16 protein-coding genes are annotated in these 17,625 nt (G+C 65.3%); 6 read left to right on the forward strand and 10 right to left on the reverse strand.

The annotated features are described in order from the left end of the window. Positions 1 to 20 precede the first annotated feature (20 nt). The 4 genes from BA190_RS07105 to BA190_RS07120 form a co-directional block, all read right to left on the reverse strand. Positions 21 to 1,247 carry a class I SAM-dependent RNA methyltransferase gene (locus BA190_RS07105; protein WP_202908435.1) on the reverse strand — a complete coding sequence of 409 codons (1,227 nt, stop codon included), beginning with the start codon at positions 1,245 to 1,247 and terminating at the stop codon, positions 21 to 23. A 73-nt stretch (positions 1,248 to 1,320) separates the two neighbouring features. After that, positions 1,321 to 2,070, reverse strand: a complete 750-nt coding sequence (locus BA190_RS07110; protein WP_068284663.1) for a TlyA family RNA methyltransferase — start codon at positions 2,068 to 2,070, stop codon at positions 1,321 to 1,323. Beyond that, on the reverse strand, positions 2,070 to 3,989 hold the full coding sequence (gene dxs / locus BA190_RS07115; protein ID WP_068284664.1) for a 1-deoxy-D-xylulose-5-phosphate synthase: 1,920 nt from the start codon (positions 3,987 to 3,989) through the stop codon (positions 2,070 to 2,072). Before dxs ends, BA190_RS07110 begins: the two co-directional genes overlap by 1 nt. Positions 3,990 to 4,124: 135 nt before the next feature. Continuing rightward, a complete protein-coding gene (locus tag BA190_RS07120) occupies positions 4,125 to 4,373 on the reverse strand; it encodes an exodeoxyribonuclease VII small subunit (RefSeq protein ID WP_068284665.1) in 249 nt (82 codons plus the stop codon). Positions 4,374 to 4,628: 255 nt separating this feature from the next. Here BA190_RS07120 and BA190_RS07125 point away from each other — a divergent pair, with 255 nt between their 5' ends. After that, positions 4,629 to 6,167, forward strand: a complete 1,539-nt coding sequence (locus BA190_RS07125) for a rhomboid family intramembrane serine protease (RefSeq protein WP_068284666.1) — start codon at positions 4,629 to 4,631, stop codon at positions 6,165 to 6,167. Positions 6,168 to 6,433: 266 nt separating this feature from the next. Here the strand turns inward: BA190_RS07125 and BA190_RS07130 are convergent, their stop codons facing one another. Then, on the reverse strand, positions 6,434 to 7,759 hold the full coding sequence (locus BA190_RS07130) for a dihydroorotase (protein WP_068284669.1): 1,326 nt from the start codon (positions 7,757 to 7,759) through the stop codon (positions 6,434 to 6,436). 139 nt (positions 7,760 to 7,898) lie between these two features. Here BA190_RS07130 and BA190_RS07135 point away from each other — a divergent pair, with 139 nt between their 5' ends. Next, positions 7,899 to 8,744, forward strand: a complete 846-nt coding sequence (locus BA190_RS07135; protein ID WP_068284671.1) for a folate-binding protein YgfZ — start codon at positions 7,899 to 7,901, stop codon at positions 8,742 to 8,744. A gap of 14 nt (positions 8,745 to 8,758) precedes the next feature. Here the strand turns inward: BA190_RS07135 and BA190_RS07140 are convergent, their stop codons facing one another. Together BA190_RS07140 and sigJ are read right to left on the reverse strand one after the other, a co-directional pair. Further along, entirely contained in the window at positions 8,759 to 9,352 is a 594-nt protein-coding gene (locus BA190_RS07140) for a flavodoxin family protein (RefSeq protein WP_068284673.1), read from the reverse strand. Further along, positions 9,349 to 10,257: an RNA polymerase sigma factor SigJ gene (gene sigJ / locus BA190_RS07145; RefSeq protein ID WP_256390519.1), complete on the reverse strand. Its 909-nt coding sequence runs from the start codon at positions 10,255 to 10,257 to the stop codon at positions 9,349 to 9,351. The genes BA190_RS07140 and sigJ overlap by 4 nt, the downstream gene beginning before the upstream one ends. A 275-nt stretch (positions 10,258 to 10,532) precedes the next feature. Here sigJ and BA190_RS07150 point away from each other — a divergent pair, with 275 nt between their 5' ends. Then, positions 10,533 to 11,123, forward strand: a complete 591-nt coding sequence (locus tag BA190_RS07150) for a hypothetical protein (RefSeq protein ID WP_068284678.1) — start codon at positions 10,533 to 10,535, stop codon at positions 11,121 to 11,123. On the opposite strand, the gene BA190_RS07155 is transcribed toward BA190_RS07150, so the two are convergent. Further along, positions 11,105 to 12,115 (reverse strand): LLM class flavin-dependent oxidoreductase, encoded by a 1,011-nt coding sequence (locus BA190_RS07155; RefSeq protein ID WP_068284748.1) that lies wholly within the window; start codon positions 12,113 to 12,115, stop codon positions 11,105 to 11,107. The genes BA190_RS07150 and BA190_RS07155 overlap by 19 nt on opposite strands. A gap of 148 nt (positions 12,116 to 12,263) precedes the next feature. On the opposite strand from BA190_RS07155, the gene BA190_RS07160 reads away from it, so the two are divergent. Genes BA190_RS07160 through BA190_RS07170 form a run of 3 tightly spaced genes read left to right on the forward strand, consistent with a single transcriptional unit; the run spans position 12,264 to position 14,007 of the window. Continuing rightward, entirely contained in the window at positions 12,264 to 12,881 is a 618-nt protein-coding gene (locus tag BA190_RS07160) for a DNA-3-methyladenine glycosylase I (RefSeq protein WP_068284680.1), read from the forward strand. Between the two features lie 2 nt (positions 12,882 to 12,883). Beyond that, entirely contained in the window at positions 12,884 to 13,492 is a 609-nt protein-coding gene (locus BA190_RS07165; protein WP_068284684.1) for an HD family hydrolase, read from the forward strand. Between the two features lie 5 nt (positions 13,493 to 13,497). Beyond that, complete coding sequence (locus tag BA190_RS07170; RefSeq protein WP_068284687.1) at positions 13,498 to 14,007, forward strand: tyrosine phosphatase family protein; 510 nt, start codon at positions 13,498 to 13,500, stop codon at positions 14,005 to 14,007. Positions 14,008 to 14,198: 191 nt separating this feature from the next. Here BA190_RS07170 and BA190_RS07175 read toward each other — a convergent pair whose 3' ends face one another. Both BA190_RS07175 and BA190_RS07180 read right to left on the reverse strand, forming a co-directional pair. Beyond that, positions 14,199 to 14,735 carry a hypothetical protein gene (locus BA190_RS07175; protein WP_068284688.1) on the reverse strand — a complete coding sequence of 179 codons (537 nt, stop codon included), beginning with the start codon at positions 14,733 to 14,735 and terminating at the stop codon, positions 14,199 to 14,201. A 6-nt stretch (positions 14,736 to 14,741) separates the two neighbouring features. After that, the gene (locus tag BA190_RS07180; protein ID WP_068284690.1) at positions 14,742 to 17,519 is read right to left on the reverse strand and encodes a DUF2339 domain-containing protein; all 2,778 of its coding nucleotides are present in this window, start codon (positions 17,517 to 17,519) and stop codon (positions 14,742 to 14,744) included. Between the last annotated feature and the right edge of the window lie 106 nt (positions 17,520 to 17,625).

A 17,625-nucleotide genomic window follows, 5' to 3' on the forward strand; every position in this document is an offset into this window, starting at 1 on the left:
GTCTGAAGACCGGCACACCGTCATCTTCGCTCGAACACGCCGACCAGTTCGACATGCCCCGAGTGACGGAACTGATCGACCGGCGTCACCTTGGCGAGCCGATAGCCGCCGGCAATCACAAGCGCGGCATCGCGGGCGAAGGTCGTCGGGTTGCAGGATACCCCGACGATACGACGCAGCTTGGCGGCGGCAAGGCGCTTGGCCTGCGCCTCCGCACCGGCGCGCGGCGGATCGAAGACCACGGCATCGAAGGGCTTGAGTTCCTCGGCCAGCAAGGGACGATGGAAGAGATCGCGCACGGTGGCGCTGACAGGCTTCAGGCCCTGGGCCCGCCGGGCGGCACGGTCGAGAGCCCCGATGGCCGGCTTGTCCGAATCGAAGGCCTGCACGTGCATGGCATCCGCCAGCGCCAGGGCGAAGGTGCCGCAGCCGGAGAAGAGATCGGCGATGCGCTTGGCGCCGGACAAGCCCTCGCGCACCAGGCTCGTCAGAGCGATGTCCGCCTCGGCCGTAGCCTGCAGAAAGGCACCCGGCGGTGGTGAAACCTCCACGGCCCCGAACCGCACCACTGGCGCCCGACGCTCGATCACCACGTCGCCGTGGTTGGAAAGCCGGGCCAGATCGAACTGCTGGGCGAGGTCGCCGAGCCTCAAACGCATCTTGTCGTCGATGCGTCCGGCGCCACGAATGTCGCAGTCGAGGCCGGTGATCGTGGCTGTCAGCACCAGATCGAGCGGCTTGCCGAGACCGCGCAATTGCTTCTCCAGCGCACGCGCCGCCTCCAGGCCGCGGTTCAGTTCCGGCACCAGGATCGGGCAGGCGTCGAGTTCGACGATCGCATGCGAGCGGGCCTCGGCAAAGCCTACCTTACCTTTGCGGGCATGCAGGGTTGCCCGGCGCCGACCTCGGCCATGGGCATCGACGAGCGGCTCGACCGGCGCCTCGATGCCAGCCTGCCTCAGCGCCTCGACCACCAGGCCACGCTTCCAGGCCTGATAGGTGGAAAGCGACAAATGCTGGATGGCGCAGCCGCCACAATGGCTGAAATGGGGGCAGAAGGGGTCGATCCGATCCGGGCTCGGTTCTTGCAGGGCGATCAGCCGCCCCCGCTCCCCGGCCACCTCGGCCAGGACCGTCTCGCCCGGCAAGGCATAGGGCACGAAGACCGGGCCCGGCGCAATGCCGTCACCACGATGCCCCAGCCTTTCGATCTTGAGTTCCAGCGATGTCTCAACGTGCTGATTCACGATCTCAACTTCATCAAGCGACACCTGAAAGAGATGAATCAAAATCTCAATCCAGGCGCGCAAGCCCCCTGATTCAATCTATGAGCTCGGCTACACTAACCCTATGGGCAGACAGCAGAAACTCCTTATTGCCATCCCCGCCTTCGATGGGAGACGGCACGACCCCATTCACCTTCCAGCCAAGCGACGAGACGAGGCCGGCGATACGCTCGCAGACCTCGACATGCACGGCCTCGTCCTTGACCACGCCACCCTTACCGACCCGTTCGCGACCTGCCTCGAACTGCGGCTTGACCAGAACGGCGAGATCCGCGCCCGGTGCGGCAAGTGCGAGAGCCGCCGGCAGCACCAGCGCCAGTGAGATGAAACTGACATCGGCAACGACGAGATCGATCGGGTCAGGCACCAGGCTGCGGTCGAGCTTGCGCGCATCCTGCCCTTCGAGCGAGATCAGCCTGTCATTCCCGCGCAGGCTGGCATGGAGCTGATCGTGACCGACATCGACGGCATAGACCCGTGCCACCCCGCGCCGCAGCAACACGTCACTGAAGCCCCCAGTGGAAGCCCCGATATCGAGCGCCACACGCCCCTCCACCGGCACCGAAAATATATCGAGCGCATGTTCGAGCTTGAGCCCGCCACGCGACACGAAGGGAAAGGCCGGCTGCGCCTCGATCGCGGCTTCTGCTTCCAGGCTTTCCGACGCCTTGCGCACGGGCTTGCCATTGGCCGTCACAAGGCCGGCGGAGATCGCCGCCTGTGCCTTCGCGCGGCTGTCGAAATGACCGCGCTCGACCAGCAGCACGTCGGCGCGCTTGCGCATCAGGCCCGCTTGGCGCCGGTTACGACATCGCGCCCGAGCACCGACAGAACCTTGGTCACGATGCCGGCGGCATCGAGCCCGGCCTGGGCATACATCGCCTCCGGCTTGTCCTGGTCGAGAAAGATATCGGGCAGCACAAGGGAGCGGAATTTCAGGCCGTTGTCGAAAGCGCCCGCCTCGGCCAGGCACTGGGCCACGAAACTGCCGAAGCCTCCTACGGAGCCTTCCTCGACGGTCAGCAGCACCTCGTGCTCGCGAGCGAGCCTAAGCACCAGTTCCTCGTCGAGCGGCTTGGCAAAGCGGGCATCCGCAACGGTCGCCGACAGGCCGAGCGCCGCCAGGTCCTCGGCTGCCTTCAGGCACTCGGCCAGGCGCGTGCCGAAGGAGAGCAAGGCGATGTTGCTGCCCTCGCGCAGGACGCGTCCCTTGCCGATCGGCAGGGGCACGCCGGCTTCGGGCATCTCGACTCCGACCCCCTCGCCGCGCGGGTAGCGGAAGGCGATCGGACCGCCGTCATAGGCGGCCGCGGTTGCGACCATATGCACCAGCTCGGCTTCGTCGGCGGCAGCCATCACCACCATGTTGGGCAGGCAGCCAAGAAAGGCGACGTCGAAGGAACCGGCGTGGGTGGCGCCATCCGCCCCGACGAGACCGGCTCGATCGATCGGGAAGCGCACGGGCAGGTTCTGGATGGCAACGTCGTGGACGACCTGGTCGTAGCCACGCTGCAGGAAGGTCGAATAGATGGCGCAGAACGGCTTGTAGCCTTCACTCGCCAAGCCCGCCGCGAAGGTGACGGCATGCTGCTCTGCGATGCCGACATCGTAAAGCCGTTGCGGGAAGGCCTGCTCGAACAGGTCCAGCCCGGTGCCGGACGGCATGGCCGCCGTGATCGCCACCACCTTGTCGTCCTTGCGGGCTTCCTTGATCAGGCTTTCGGCGAAGATGCGAGTATAGGAAGGCGCATTGGCCTTGGCCTTCACCTGCGCGCCGGTGATGACATCGAACTTCACCACGCCGTGATATTTATCGGGCGCGTTCTCGGCCGGGCCGTAGCCCTTGCCCTTCTGGGTGACGACATGGATCAGCACAGGCCCATCGGCCTGGTCACGCACATTCTTGAGCACCGGCAGGAGGTGGTCGAGATTATGCCCGTCGATCGGGCCGATATAGTAGAAACCGAGCTCCTCGAACAGCGTGCCGCCGGTCCAGAAACCGCGGGCATATTCCTCGGTTCGCTTGGCCTTGTCGTAGAAGAATTTCGGCAGCTTCTTGGCCAGCATCTTGCCGAAATCGCGCAAATTCTTGTAGGTGCCGCCGGAAACCAGCCGGGCCAGATAGGCCGACATCGCGCCCACGGGCGGAGCGATCGACATGTCGTTGTCATTGAGGATGACAACGAGGCGCGAGCCGAGAGCCCCGGCATTGTTCATCGCCTCATAGGCCATGCCGGCCGACATCGAGCCGTCGCCGATCACGCAGATGACGTTGTTGTCGCGGCCGTCGAGATCGCGCGCCGCCGCCATGCCGAGGCCGGCCGAGATCGAGGTCGAGGAATGCGCGGCGCCGAAGGGGTCGTATTCGCTCTCGCTGCGCTTGGTGAAACCGCTGAGGCCATCCGGCTGGCGCAGGGTGCGGATGCGGTCGCGCCGCCCGGTGAGGATCTTGTGCGGATAGGCCTGGTGGCCGACATCCCAGATCAGCCGATCGTCCGGGGTATTGAACACCGCATGAATGGCCACGGTGAGCTCGACCACGCCGAGGCCGGCACCGAGATGGCCGCCCGTCACCGAAACGGCGTCAATGGTCTCCCGCCGCAGTTCGTCGGCCACCTGCTGGAGCTTGTCCTCGGGCAGGCGGCGCAGATCGGCCGGCAGATGGATAGTGTCGAGCAGCGGGGTTGCGGAAGTGTTTGCCAAATTGTTCACCCGGGGAGACTAGAGCAAAGCACGCATAAGTGGAAACATCATTTTGCTCTAACTCTTTGTTCCGACGCGCCTTTGTGATGACGGCCGTTCTGGTGGAGCGCTGGGCGCCTTCGAGGCTGTCGAATATCAGGCTTCAGGGAGAGGCTCGAGCCCGGCGGGCTTGCCCTCGGCATCGAGCCGGATCTTGTCGACCTTGGCCTCCGCGACCTTCAAAAGCTTGTCGCAATGAGCCTTGAGCTGCTCGCCACGCCCGAAGAGCGTGATCGATTCCTCCAGCGGCACATTGCCGCCTTCGAGGCTGCGCACGATTTGCTCGAGCTCGGCAAGCGCCTTCTCGAAGCTGAGCGTTGCGATGTCGGACGGCTTGTCGGCCATTATCAACCTGTCAGATCTCTAGAGCAAAGCGCGTTTAGACGGAAACGCTTGTTTGCTCTAACTCCTTGGTTAGACGCGTCTTTGCGATTCTTGGCGATGCCGCCCAATCGCAAAACGCTCTCGATTTTCCCCTCTATAGCCCCTAACCCAGCCGTATTGAAAGAAAAAGCCGTGCAAGTGGCGCGACCCAACCGTGCATAAGGGACATGAGATCGACAGGTTGCGGCTCGCGCCCGCTTCCGGCACAAGCGGCGCATGGATTTGCAGACCTTCCTCGCGCTCTCCGCCGGTTCCCTGTCAGCCGTAGCCATCGCCCAGGTGTTCGTCACCCGGACCTATCGCTTTCCAGGCATCGCGATCTACCTGGCGGGGCATGCGGCCGTGATCGCCATCGCCGTCGCAGGATATCGGTTTCTGCCTGATTATTACGGTTTCCTGGCAGCCCTCGCCTTGCTGGTGATCATCGCGCCGGGACCCTTGCTGAATCGGGCCAATCGCGAATTGCTGGCCGGCCGCAACGAACGCGCCGCCCTGCTCGCCCGCCTGGCCAGCCTCATCCAGCCCACCAGCCAAATCCGCTTCACGGCCAATCTGTTCAAGGCTCTTTCCGAATCGACGCGCGAGGAACGGATCGGCGCCCTCGAAGCACTGCGCCAGACCGGCAAGCCGGATCAGGAAGTGATCCTCGACCTGCAATTGCTGCGGCAGCGCCAGAACTGGCAGGGCATCGTCGATTACCTTGCCCGAAACCCCGTGCCGGCAGGCGCAGATGCGGTCGCCTTCCCGATTCGGGCCCTCGGGGAGACTGGCCAGCTGGAAGCCATGGTGGCGACAGCCATGCGTTATCGCGGCCTGCTCGGGGCCGGGCAATTGTCGACCCTGATGCTCCTCGCCTTCTGCGGCCGCGTCCAGGCCACGGACTCGATGCTGGCCTCGTTCCATGCCATGCCGGTCTCGGTGAAGGCGTTCTGGCAGGCGACCGCCCTCCAGGCGGCTGCACGGGGTGAACTCGCCGAGCCCCTGCTGCGCGGCTTCGCCTCCGCCTCCCTGACGCCCGCCCAGAATGAGGCGTTGATCGCGCGCCTGGACAAGCCGGCGAGCCAGGCGGAAGGTCAACTCTCTCCGCAGGCAACCACCTTCCTCGACGATTTGGAGATGCATATCCGGCGCAACGCCCCCCTGCGCCGAAACGGCTGGCAGGCCGCCCCCGTGACCTATCTGCTGATCCTGGCCAATTGCGCCATCTTCGGCGTCGAGCTGTGGCATGGCGACACCACCGATGCCGAAAACCTGTTCCGGCTCGGAGGGTTATGGCCCGACGCGGTGGTCCGGGATCATGAATGGTGGCGCCTGCTCAGCGCCATGTTCCTACATGCCGGCCCCGAACATCTGATCAGCAACATGATCGGGCTCTTCCTGCTCGGCCGCATGGTCGAGGCTACGGTCGGAAGCCTGCGCATGGGCCTCATCTATCTGATCGGCGGCCTGGTCTCCATGGCCGGAGTGCTCGCCCTCACCGAAGCCGGCCTGACCCAGCCCGATGTCCTGGTCGGGGCTTCCGGCGCCATCTTCGCCCTGATCGGGGCCATCGCCCTGCGTCGCCTCTCCGACTTCCTGGCGACGCGCCATATCGCCGACCGACACAATCTGAGCCTGATCGTCATCGTGCTGCTGATCCAGGCGGCGATCGACCTTTCACTGCCTCAGATCAGTTTCACCGCGCACGGCATCGGCTTCATCGCCGGCATTGCCCTGGCCTGGATCTTTGGCACGGCGCACGCCAGCAGGCGGTAGAATGGAGCGCGGACAGGAAGTCCATAGGCGCTAAGATAAGGCGAACCAGGCGCGACAATACCCTCCCCTTGATGGGGAGGGTCGACGCGCAGCGTCGGGGTGGGGTGACTTCTTCGCAAGAATTCATCGCTTTCGCCGTTGAGACCTGCGTATCTCCACCCCACCCCGGCCTTTCAGGCCGACCCTCCCCATCGAGGGGAGGGTAAAGAACCCGCGCCTCCAATCTTATCTTAGCGCCTAGGGACAGGACGTCCGCGCTCCCAGCCTCACGCCGTCCAGAAGCGTGCGGCCTCGCCACGCGAATGTTCGTCCAGCGAGCCCTCCCACATCACCCTCGCGCCGCGCACGATGGTACCGACTGGCCAGCCGGTGACCTCGACGCCGTCATAGGGCGTCCAGCCGCATTTGGAGGCGATCCACTCGTTGCGGATGGTTTCCTTGCGCTTGAGGTCGACGATGGTGAGGTCTGCGTCATAGCCGACGGCGATGCGGCCCTTGCCGGCCATGCCGAAGATCCGGCAGGGACCATGGCTGGTCAGGTCGACGAAACGCTCCAGCGACAGCCGGCCCTGGTTCACATGGTCGAGCATCACCGGCACCAACGTCTGCACGCCGGTCATGCCGGAGGGCGAAGCGGGATAGGGCTTGGCCTTTTCCTCCAGCGTATGGGGCGCATGGTCCGAGCCGAGCACGTCGACGATGCCCTGGCGGATGCCCTGCCAGATGCCGTCGCGATGGCCGGCGTCGCGCACGGGCGGGTTCATCTGCACCAGCGTGCCCAGCTTCTCATAGGCCTCGGGCCCGGCGAGCGTGAGATGGTGGGGCGTGGCCTCGCAGGTCACCAGGCGCTTATGCGCGCCGAGGAAAGGAATCTCGTCCGCCGTCGAGATATGCAGGACATGGATGGGCGCGCCGGTCTCCTCGGCGATGGCGACGAGGCGGCGCGTGCAATTGAGGGCGGCTTCGACATCGCGCCAGACCGGATGGGAGGAGGCATCCCCCTCGACGCGCAGGTCACGCCTCTCGCGCAGGCGATATTCGTCCTCCGAATGGAAGGCAGCGCGCCGGCGCGTGCGCTTGAGGATTTCGCGCACGCCCTCATCGTCCTCGACCAGCAGCGAACCGGTGGACGAGCCCATGAACACCTTGATGCCGGCCGCACCCGGCAGGCGCTCTAGTTCCGCCACCTCAGGGGCATTCTCGCGGGTGCCGCCAACCCAGAAGGCGAAGTCGCAATGCATGCGATGCGTGCCGCGGCGGACCTTGTCGGCCAAAGCCTCCGGTGAGGTGGTGAGCGGATCGGTGTTCGGCATTTCGAACACGGCGGTGACGCCGCCCATCACCGCCGCCCGCGAGCCCGATTCGAGGTCTTCCTTGTGCGTCGGCCCCGGCTCGCGGAAATGCACCTGGCTGTCGATCACGCCCGGCAGGATGGTGAGTCCCGTGCAATCGATCACCTCGCCGGCGCTGGCCTGCGACAGATCGCCCAGCGCCGCTATGCGCCCGTCCTTCACCCCGACGTCGCCGCCATGCCGGCCGTCCTGGTTGACGATTTCGCCATTGCGGAAGATGCGGTCGAAGGTCTGGGGCATGGCGCTCTCCTCGATGACGAAGCTGAAACCCTGCGCTTTTCTCCCAGAGAGCGCCAGCTTTCAACCGCCAATCCGTCGCCTCTTCACGCCGCGCACAGGGATTGCCATATAGGAGAGGCTGAAACGGGACTGCCTTGCCATGATCTACCTGCCCGACCGCGCCGTGCTACGCCTCAGCGGAGAGGATGCGCGATCCTGGTTCGCCAATCTCGTCACCTGCGACATTGCTCATCTCGAGCCCGGCCAGGGACGATGGGGAGCCTTGCTCACGCCGCAGGGCAAGATCCTGTTCGATTTCCTGGCGACGATCGGCCAGGATGGGCTCTATCTCGATACGGATGCCGCGCTGGCGGCGGACTTTGCCAAGCGGCTCGGTTTCTATCGGCTGCGCGCCAAGGTCTCGGTCGAGATCCTGTCACCTGCCTGGGGCGTCTACGCCGCCTTGCCTCCCGAAAGTGTCGATATCGAAGACGCACTCACCTTCCCGGATCCCAGGCGCCCCGAACTCGGGCTCCGCATCCTCGCGCCTGTCGTCGCCATGGCGGGCGATACGGCCTCTGCCTATCACCACCGCCGCATCGAGCTCGGCATTCCTGAAGGCGGCAAGGATTTTCGCTTCGGCGAGGCCTTTCCCCATGAAGTGCTGATGGACATGCTCGCCGGGGTCGACTTCAAGAAGGGCTGCTTCGTTGGCCAGGAAGTCGTCAGCCGCATGCAGCATCGGGGCACCGCACGCACCCGCATCGTACCGGTAACGGCCAGCGCCCCGCTGCCGGCCGTCGGCACCGAAATCCGCATCGGCGACCGGCCGGCGGGCACGCTCGGCTCCTCGGCCGGCATCAAAGGGCTGGCTCTGCTTCGGCTCGACCGGGTGGAAGAGGGGCTGGCTGCCGGTGAAACCCTGGCGGCCGAGGGCCTTGCCCTGGCGCTCGAAAAGCCATCCTGGTGGATCGGGCCGAGCGAGGCGCACAAGGCGACGGCCTGAGCCTGGCACCCGCCTCAACCAGGATTGCAACCCCGCACGAATTGCAGGGTCGTCTCGGCAACACGCCGGCCAAGATGCCGTGCGGTGGCGAGGTCCGCTTCGGGCGGTGCCACCTCCGGCCCCTCATCGGTGTTGGACTGGGCGGCAGCGCCGAGGAAGAAGCCGAACCGATTGAGGTCGCTTTCCCTGCCCGTCGAGGAGCAGTTGCCCGGCGGCAGGGCCAGATTGACCCAGTGCATGCCGTGCTGGGCGGCAAACAGGGCCATCTGCATCAGGGTTGCAAGCTTGTCGCCCGACCGTGAGCCCGAATTGGTGAAGCCCGCCGCGATCTTGTTCTTCCAGCCGAGGCCTTTTGACATCACCGCATTCGAACTGGCTTCCTGAAAGGCCTTGAACACGGCGGATGGCCCGCCGACATAGGTGGGCGCCCCGAAGATGATCGCCTCGACCAATGCCAGCCTGTGCCAATGCTCCGGCGCTTCCTGCGCCGTCAGCAGCAGCGTGGTGACGTCGGGCAGCTGTGTCGCCCCCTGTTCGACGGCGAGCGCCTGGCGGGCGGTATGGCCGTAGCCGCTGTGATAGACGATGGCAATGGTGGCTTTTGTCACTGGCAGGTCCCCTTCGATGCAGGCCGGACCTGGTTCGGGGCGGTGCGGTCGATCACGAGGTGACCGAGTTTTTCCGGATTGCGACAGACATAGACCGCAGCAATCCGATCTCCCCGGACATCCAAGGCCGTGGTCTGGAGTTCGCATCCCCGTTCGAGCGTGACGAACCCCGGCAAGCCATTGACACTGGCATAGCGCAGGAGTTGCGACATCTGGGCGGAGAACAGCCTTGCCAAGGCAGCCATCAGCTTCAACGCGGCTTCGATGCCCATGATCGGGTGCGGAGGAGCGGCAACCTTGCCGCCTCCATCCACCTGGATCATCACATCCCGAGCGAGCAGGGCTCGAAGCCCGTCGATGTCGCCGGTGCGCGAGGCGGTGAAGAAAGCGGCAGCAATTTCCTGCCCCCTAGTATCCTGCGGAGGAAGCCGAGGCCTTTCCGCCCGGATACGAAGGCGGGCTCGCCGCGCCATCTGCCGGCAGGCCGCGGCATCCCGGCCGATCGTCAGCGCGATCTCGTCAAAGGCAACCCCAAAGACGTCATGCAGCAGGAATGCGGCTCGCTCGGACGGGGACAAGCGTTCCAGCACCAGCAGAAGCGGCAAGGTGATGTCCTCGGAGGGTTCCTCCTGCAGCAGGGGCTCCGGCAGCCAGGAGCCGACATAGGCCTCCCGCCGTGCCCGCGCCGATTTCAGCTCGTCCAGGCACAGGCGGGTCACCACCTGCCTGAGATAGGCTTCAGGCTCCCGGACGAGGCTGCGATCAGCCTGCAACCAGCGAATGAACGCGTCCTGGAGGACATCCTCGGCATCCGCGATCGAGCCGAGCATCTTGTAGGCCAGTCCCTTGAGACGAGGCCGAAATGCGTTGAACAGGTCGGTGTCCTGAATGGGCAGGTCGAGCACGCCATCCTCTCCCGTTTGATGGTCCTGCCCTCAAGACGAGATGGCGACCCAGGAATGTGACTCCCGACCAAACTAAATCTCGGCCGGCGCCGTATTCCCACGCCGCCAGGCGGCCTTCCCCAACCCCCTGCCCTGCCTGTCTTGCTCCTGTGCTGATTCCAGGCAATGCTGGGAAAGTAGTTTCATACCCGCCCGAGCGCGGGACTCTTCGTGAGTGTGCCGGGCGTCGTGGTTGCAATGGCATGCTGCCGCCCTAAAAGCGCGAGGATGCCTCCATGAACCAGCCCCACGCCTTCGACCCCACCGTCCTCAGCCATGTCCGCACGGTGATCAGCATCATCGTCGGCCTCAGCATGGGGCGACTGCTCACCGGCCTTGCCCGCTTCGTCCAGCATCCGCGCCAGCACAAGATCTACAGCGTCCACCTGGCGTGGACCTTTTTCATGCTGCTGCACATCATCTCGTTCTGGTGGTGGGAATTCCACCTGGTCAATGTGCAGTGGACCTTCCCGCTCTATGGCTTCGTCGCCTTCTATGCGAGCGTGTTCTTCTTCATGTGCACGATGCTCTTTCCGGACACCATGTATGAATACAAGGGTTTCGAGGACTATTTCATGTCCCGCCGGAAATGGTTCTTCGGCATCCTGATCGGCACCTTCTTTCTCGACATCATCGACACCCTCATCAAGGGCGGCGACTATGTCCAATCGCTCGGCCCGGAATATTGGGTGCGCATCGCCTTCTTCGTCGTCACCAGTGCGGCTGCGATCGTCGTCTCGAACCAGCGCTTCCAGCTCGCCTTCGCCATCATCGCGCTGGTCGCCGAGATCGGCTGGGCCCTCGGCCTCTACGACACGCTGACCTGAGCCGGAGCACCGATCAGCTGCTCGGCAAGGATCTCATAGGAACGCTTGGTCTTCTCATGGTCGAAGATCATGTTGGTGGCGATGATCTCGTCGGCGCCGGTGCGCTCGACGAATGCCTCGATGCCCGCCTTGACGGTCGCCGGCGAGCCCACCACCGAGGCATGGTTCATATGCTGCAGCGTCGCCCGGCCGATGGCATCGAGGGTCTCCTCGTAATTCTTGACCGGCGGCTGGATCAGGCCCGGCCGCCCGGTGCGCAGGCTGACGAAGGCCTGCAGCCGCGAACTCTGGAGGAAGTGGGCCTCCTCGTCGGTGTCGGCGGCGACCACGTTCATGCCCAACATGACATAAGGCTTGTCGAGATATTCGGAGGGCTCGAAGCGGCCGCGATAGATCGCGATCGCCCCTTCGAGATCGGCCGCCGCAAAATGCGAGGCGAACGCGAAAGGCAGGCCGAGCATGGCGGCGAGTTGCGCTCCGAACAGGCTGGAGCCGAGGATCCAGATCGGCACCTCAAGCCCTGCCCCCGGAACGGCCTGCACACGCTGGTCAGGGCCTGCCGGCTTGAAATAGTTCATCAGTTCGATGACGTCCCGCGGAAAGGCGTCGATCTCGGCGTTGAGATTGCGGCGCAGCGCCTGGGCGGTGATCTGGTCGGTACCGGGAGCCCTGCCCACTCCGAGATCGATGCGCCCGGGATGCAGGGCCGCCAGCGTGCCGAAGGCCTCGGCCACCATCAACGGCGCATGGTTGGGCAGCATGATGCCGCCGGCTCCGAGGCGGATGGTGGACGTGCCGGAGGCGACATGGGCCAGCGCCACCGCCGTGGCGGCGCTGGCAATGCCCGGCATGTTGTGATGCTCGGCCAGCCACAGCCTGTTATAGCCGAGCCGCTCGACATGGCGGGCGAGGTCCCGCGAATTGTGGAGGGCCTGCCCGGCATTGCTGCCGACGGCGATGGGCGAAAGGTCGAGGACTGAAATCGGGATCATGAAAAGGGCACGACAAAATTCGATGACGATCGAACTAATATAGGGGCCTTTGCCGCCCTGGCAAGGAAGGGCGCAGGCCACCTTCTCGACGATCACGAAATGTTCTTCCCTCTTCCCGAGTCGGCTTTCGCCGTGGCAAGAAGGCGGCATGGAACGCACAGTCATTCTGCACGCCGACGGCAAGCAACGCTGTCCCTGGCCTGGGCTCGACCCCTTCTATGTCGCCTATCACGACGAGGAATGGGGGGTGCCCGAATATGACGGTCGCGCCCTCTATGAAAAGCTCATCCTCGACGGCTTCCAGGCGGGACTGTCCTGGATCACCATCCTGCGCAAGCGCGAGCATTTCCGGAAGGTATTCGACGATTTCGAACCGGCCAAGATCGCGCTTTACGGGCCGGAAAAGGTCGAGGCCCTGATGGCCGATCCCGGTATCGTCCGCAACCGCGCCAAGGTGGAAGGCACCATCATCGGCGCCCGGCTCTGGCTGGAGATCGAGGAACGCCAGGGCTTCTCCCGCTATCTATGGGATTTCCTCGACGGGCGCCCCCTGCAGAACACGCCGCGCGCCCATGGCGACGTCCCGGCGGAGACGGCGCTGTCGCAGAAGATCTCCAAGGACCTGAAGGTGCGGGGTTTCAAATTCGTCGGGCCGACCATCGTCTACGCCTTCATGCAGGCGGTCGGCATGGTCAACGATCACCTCGTCGACTGCTTCCGCCATGCCGAATGCGCCGAGCTCGGCAAGGCGGGACATCCGGGCTGACCATGGCACGCATGAAGAAAGCGGCTCCCCACCGGGCCTGGCAACGCATGCTGTCGGGGCGACGGCTCGATTTACTCGACCCCTCCCCGCTCGACATAGAGATCGAGGATATCGCCCATGGCCTGGCCCGGGTCGCGCGCTGGAACGGCCAGACCCGCGGCGACGCCATCTTCTCGGTGGCCCAGCACAGCGTACTCGTGCTCGACGTGCTCGATGCGATGGAGCCTGCCCAGCCCGATACCGTGCGATTGATGGTGCTGCTGCACGATGCCCCCGAATATGTCATCGGCGACATGATCTCGCCCTTCAAGGCGGTGATCGGCGAAAGCTATAAAAGCGTGGAGGCCCGCCTGCTCGGTGCCATCCATCTGCGCTTCGGCCTGCCGGCCGTTCCTCCGCCGGCGATCAAGGCGTTGACCAAGAAGGCCGATACCGTAGCAGCCTTCCTCGAAGCGACCCAGCTTGCCGGCTTCGGCATCGAGGAATCCTGCCGTATTTTCGGCGATCCACGCCCCCTGCCCCGGCCGGTGGATCAGGCACGGCTGGTACCCTTGCCGGCCGCCGAGGCCCAGCAGGCCTTTCTCGACCGTTTCGCCCAGCTCTTCCGGTAATCGCCATGCAAATCAATGTCTGTTCGCTCTCTCGCCTCGACGCCACCGTCGCCGCCACGGGTGCCCGCCAAATCCTGACCCTGATCAATGCCGGCACCAAGGTGATCCGCCCTGATGCGGTCGAGGAAGACCGCCACCTGTTCCTGAGCATGAACGATATCGTCGAGCTGGCGGAAGAAGGGCAGATCCTGCCTGGCGAGGATCACCTCTCCCAGCTCCTCGCTTTCGTCAGGGCCTGGGACCAGGCGACGCCGCTGGTGGTGCATTGCTATGCCGGGGTCAGCCGCTCGACGGCAGCGGCCTTCACGGCGGCCTGCGCCCTCAACCCGACGCTCGACGAGCATGAGCTGGCGCAGACCATCCGCCGGCTGTCGCCCACCGCCACCCCGAACCGCCGCATCGTGGCGCTGGCGGATGTGCGGCTCGGCCGCAATGGCCGCATGCTGGCCGCCATCGACGCCATCGGCCGCGGCGAGGATTGCTTCGAAGGCGTGCCTTTCGCTTTGCAGTTGTAGGGCGTATCGACAGGAAAGCGCCGCTCGGCAGCCCGCCAAAAAAGAGGCCCGGCGTCAAGCCAGGCCAAAGGAAGGTCAAACATCGCATTGCCGTCGAGGAACGGACAGCTCGATGGCCGCGACCATGGCGCACGCCGATGACGAGCCGATGACACGGAATGTGCGGCCTCCGGGACGGAAGGCCTCTGCCTTCAGGTTTCGCGCGACCAGGTTGCCGGGGCCGCATAGGGCGAGCCGCCCACATCGGCATAGAGCTCGCGATTGCGCCGCCAATCAGGGTGGTAGTTGCGCAGCATGAAGATGTGGAAGCGTTCGGCGGCCGAAGCTCGCGCTTGGGGCGTGGCATAACCCGCATCCTCGGCGGCCAGCGCTTCCAAGGCGCCGAGATCATCGGCGGCGATGCGCAGGCGCAGCAGCGAGAACTCACCGCTGACATCGCTTTCATGGCCGAACGCCCAATCCACGCCAGCGCCCTGCAGCCGCCGGACGGCCGTAACGAAGGCGGGATCGGCCATCCAGGCCGCGCGCCTTGCCTCATGCGCGGCCTCAAACCGGGCGACCTCCTCGGATGACGGGTTGCCCTGCGTCCGGTCGAGCCAGATGTCGTCGGCCAGCCTGCCATGGCTTTGTGGCTGTCGGGCGAGCCGGTTCGCGGCAAAGTTCAGCAGGACGATTTCCGGCCTGAGGCGCTGCAAGACATCGTTGGGACAGGACTCGATTTCAGCCATTCACTGCTATTGCCGCGGTTCCTGTGCGGACCCGCTTTTGGGCCCGAACAACAGACGCTGATAGACGAGACCGATGCCGATCAGGGCAACACCGAGCCCCATGAAGGACAAGGCGCGCCAGATCCCTTCCAGCTCCGACATGTCGAACAGGAAGGCCTTGGCGACAGCCAGCATGATCACGATGGCCGAGCCCAGGCGGATGGCCCGCGCCTTTGCCCAGATACCGAGGGCGAGCAGCACCAGGCCGTAAATCAGCCAGGCGATGGTATAGCCCCAGTTTTCGGCAGAGGAGATCGAGGCGAAATCGGGCACGCCGTCGGCAAAGATCTTGCGCACTTCCAGCGTGACATAGACGAAGCCGAGCGCGAAGGCACAGATCCCGCTTAGCAGGGCGAAGGGGGCGTTCTCCATGCCCAGATTCTTCGGTTCGTTCTTGCCGGCCCCGCGGCCATACCAGTGCCAGAACAGCGCCGCTGTCCCCGCCAGCAGGGCCGGCAGGGCGTAGCCCGGCAGCAACGCGTTGAACAGGGCACCGCCGCCGATCATCTCGCCGCTGACCGCAGGATTGGCCGTGATCAGTGGCCCCGAGACTGTCAGGCAGAGCGCGATGATGACGCTGATCGGCGCCGCCGCCCGGTAGACCGCGCTGGTTGTCGCCCCGGAGCGATAGACCAACGCCATCGAGGCGGCAAAGGCGAGCGCCGTGTAGAGCCCGGCCTCGGCGAGGGACATGCCGGGATGAGCGGCTTCCTCCGCTCCGCGCAGGCCGAGGCGGATGGCAAAGACCACCGCCACGCAGGCGAGCAGAATGGCGCCGAGATCGAGGATCGCGGCGGGAATATCGATCTTGCGTCGGCGCAGGAGGATGCCGCCATAATAGAACGACGACGCCGGCACGGCATAGCGCAACACGATATCCTGCCAATCCGGGAAGCGTTCGAGGCTGGCACCGGCCAAGGTCCAGGCTCCTCCCATGCGCGCCAGCACCAGCAGGACGAATCCGGCAGCGCACCAGCGCAGGGCCGGCAGCGGCCGCAGGGTCGAGACCCAGGCCGCGCCGAGTGCCGACAGGCCGAAAGCCAGTGTGAGCGGGGAATCGGCAATCAGGAAGGTGAGCGTCAGCGCCACTGCCGAGGCGCTCGCGACGGCATGGAGGGAGGAACCCGCCCCCGGTGTCCCGTCCTCCACCGCCTGTCTCTCCAGCCGCAGGAAACGCTCGGTCGTCGCGGCAAAAAGCACCGCCAGCCCGGCTGCGACCGCCCCGAAGGGCAGGCTGGCACGCAGGCTCTCGATGCGCAGATAGGCGATGGCCAGCGCGAAGATCGGGGTTCCCGTCCCCGCCAGCGCCAGGGCCAATGCCGGCCATTGCGGCCTGGGATGGCGCATCAGGCTGATCGTGGTGGCCAGCAGCAGCACGGCAGCCGGAATGATCGCGATCTCAAGATAGGCCTGGAGCGCATCCGGCATCAGGAAGGGCAGATAGAGATGGCCCGGCACCACCACCAGCGGCTCGGCAGCGATCTGCCCATCGATCGGCCAGATCCACAGGCAGGCCAGGCCCGCCAGGCCGGCGATCCCCGCCGCCGGGGCGAGTGCATCGAAGGCGAGCGCGGCCGCCAGCGCCAGCGCCATCACGATCAGCAGCGTGGCAAGCGAGGCATGCCCGAACACATCGGCGCCGGCGAAGGAGACGGCCAGGACCGCAAGGCCCGCGACCGCACCGAGGCCTATGGGGTCGAAGCGTTGATAGGTCTTGCCGTGATGAGGCTCATAGATCAGCACCGCGCCGACCAAGGCCGACAGCGCAAGGATGTAGAACACCATGGCGCCGGTGTCCTCGCCCATGATGCTGCCCAGGACGAAGCCATAGCAGAAGGCACCGATACCGGCGGCGATGGCGAGCCAGCGCCAGAGCCGAATGCGCGCCAGCATGAAGGCGGCCGCCGTCACCACCACGACATAGAGGGCGAGAGCCCAGGGATTGGGCTGGTTCGAGGAAACCAGCAGCGGAGCGCCATAGGCGCCGACAAGGCCAAGCCCTGCGAGCCAGGGGCCATGCAGCGCCGCCGCATACATGGTGGCGATGCCAACCAGGCCGAGAAGCACGAAAGCCTGGGCCGGGCTGAGGAAATCATAGAGTGCATAGGCGGCATAGACGGTGGCGAAGAGGGCCACCGTGCCCGCGGCCGTGACCACGCCGGGAATATAGGCCGCCTGCGCCGTCGTAGGCGCCACGGGCCGACGCCTCAGATATTCGCCGCCGGCGATGAGCACCAGCGAGAAGACGAGGCCGGCCAGGATGCGCGCGCCAGGACCGAGGAGTTCCTCCTCGATGGCATATCGCACGAGGAAGGCACCGCCGAGTGCCAGCGCCAATCCGCCGACCCAGACGGCCCAGCGCGTTCCGAGCTTCTCCTCCAGGCTGACCTTGGGCTTGTCGGGTACCGGTCGGCGTGTGGCCTGCGCGGAAACTGCCGGCACCGGCTCCGGCCTGGCTGGCGCCGGCTCGACGGCCGGCGACTTCTCGACAGGCACGGCAGCGGGAACCGGTGCAACCGCTTCCCGCACGGGTTCCGCGGCCTTTTTCCCTTCCGCTACCGCCGACGTAACCGGCCTGGCGGCGTCAACCAGCATCGGGCGCTGGCCCGCCAGCTGGCGAACCCTTTCCTCCAGTTCCTGCACCCTGCGCCTGAGGCCAAGCGTCATCACAAAGGCGACGATCGCCAGCACCGGAAAGGCGAGCACCAGCAGGCCGATGAGGAGGAAGGCGCTTTCTTCGGACATGCTCACCCGTGGCAGGTCATTACAGCGCGGGCTCCGCGCGGAGTCAGGTTATGATCGCCGACGATCGGCCCGGCAATCGAAGCTGCTTTGATTGTGGACAAGGTCT

Origin of the sequence: Labrys sp. WJW, from assembly GCF_001676615.1 — a bacterium.
Classification (GTDB): domain Bacteria; phylum Pseudomonadota; class Alphaproteobacteria; order Rhizobiales; family Labraceae; genus Labrys; species Labrys sedimenti.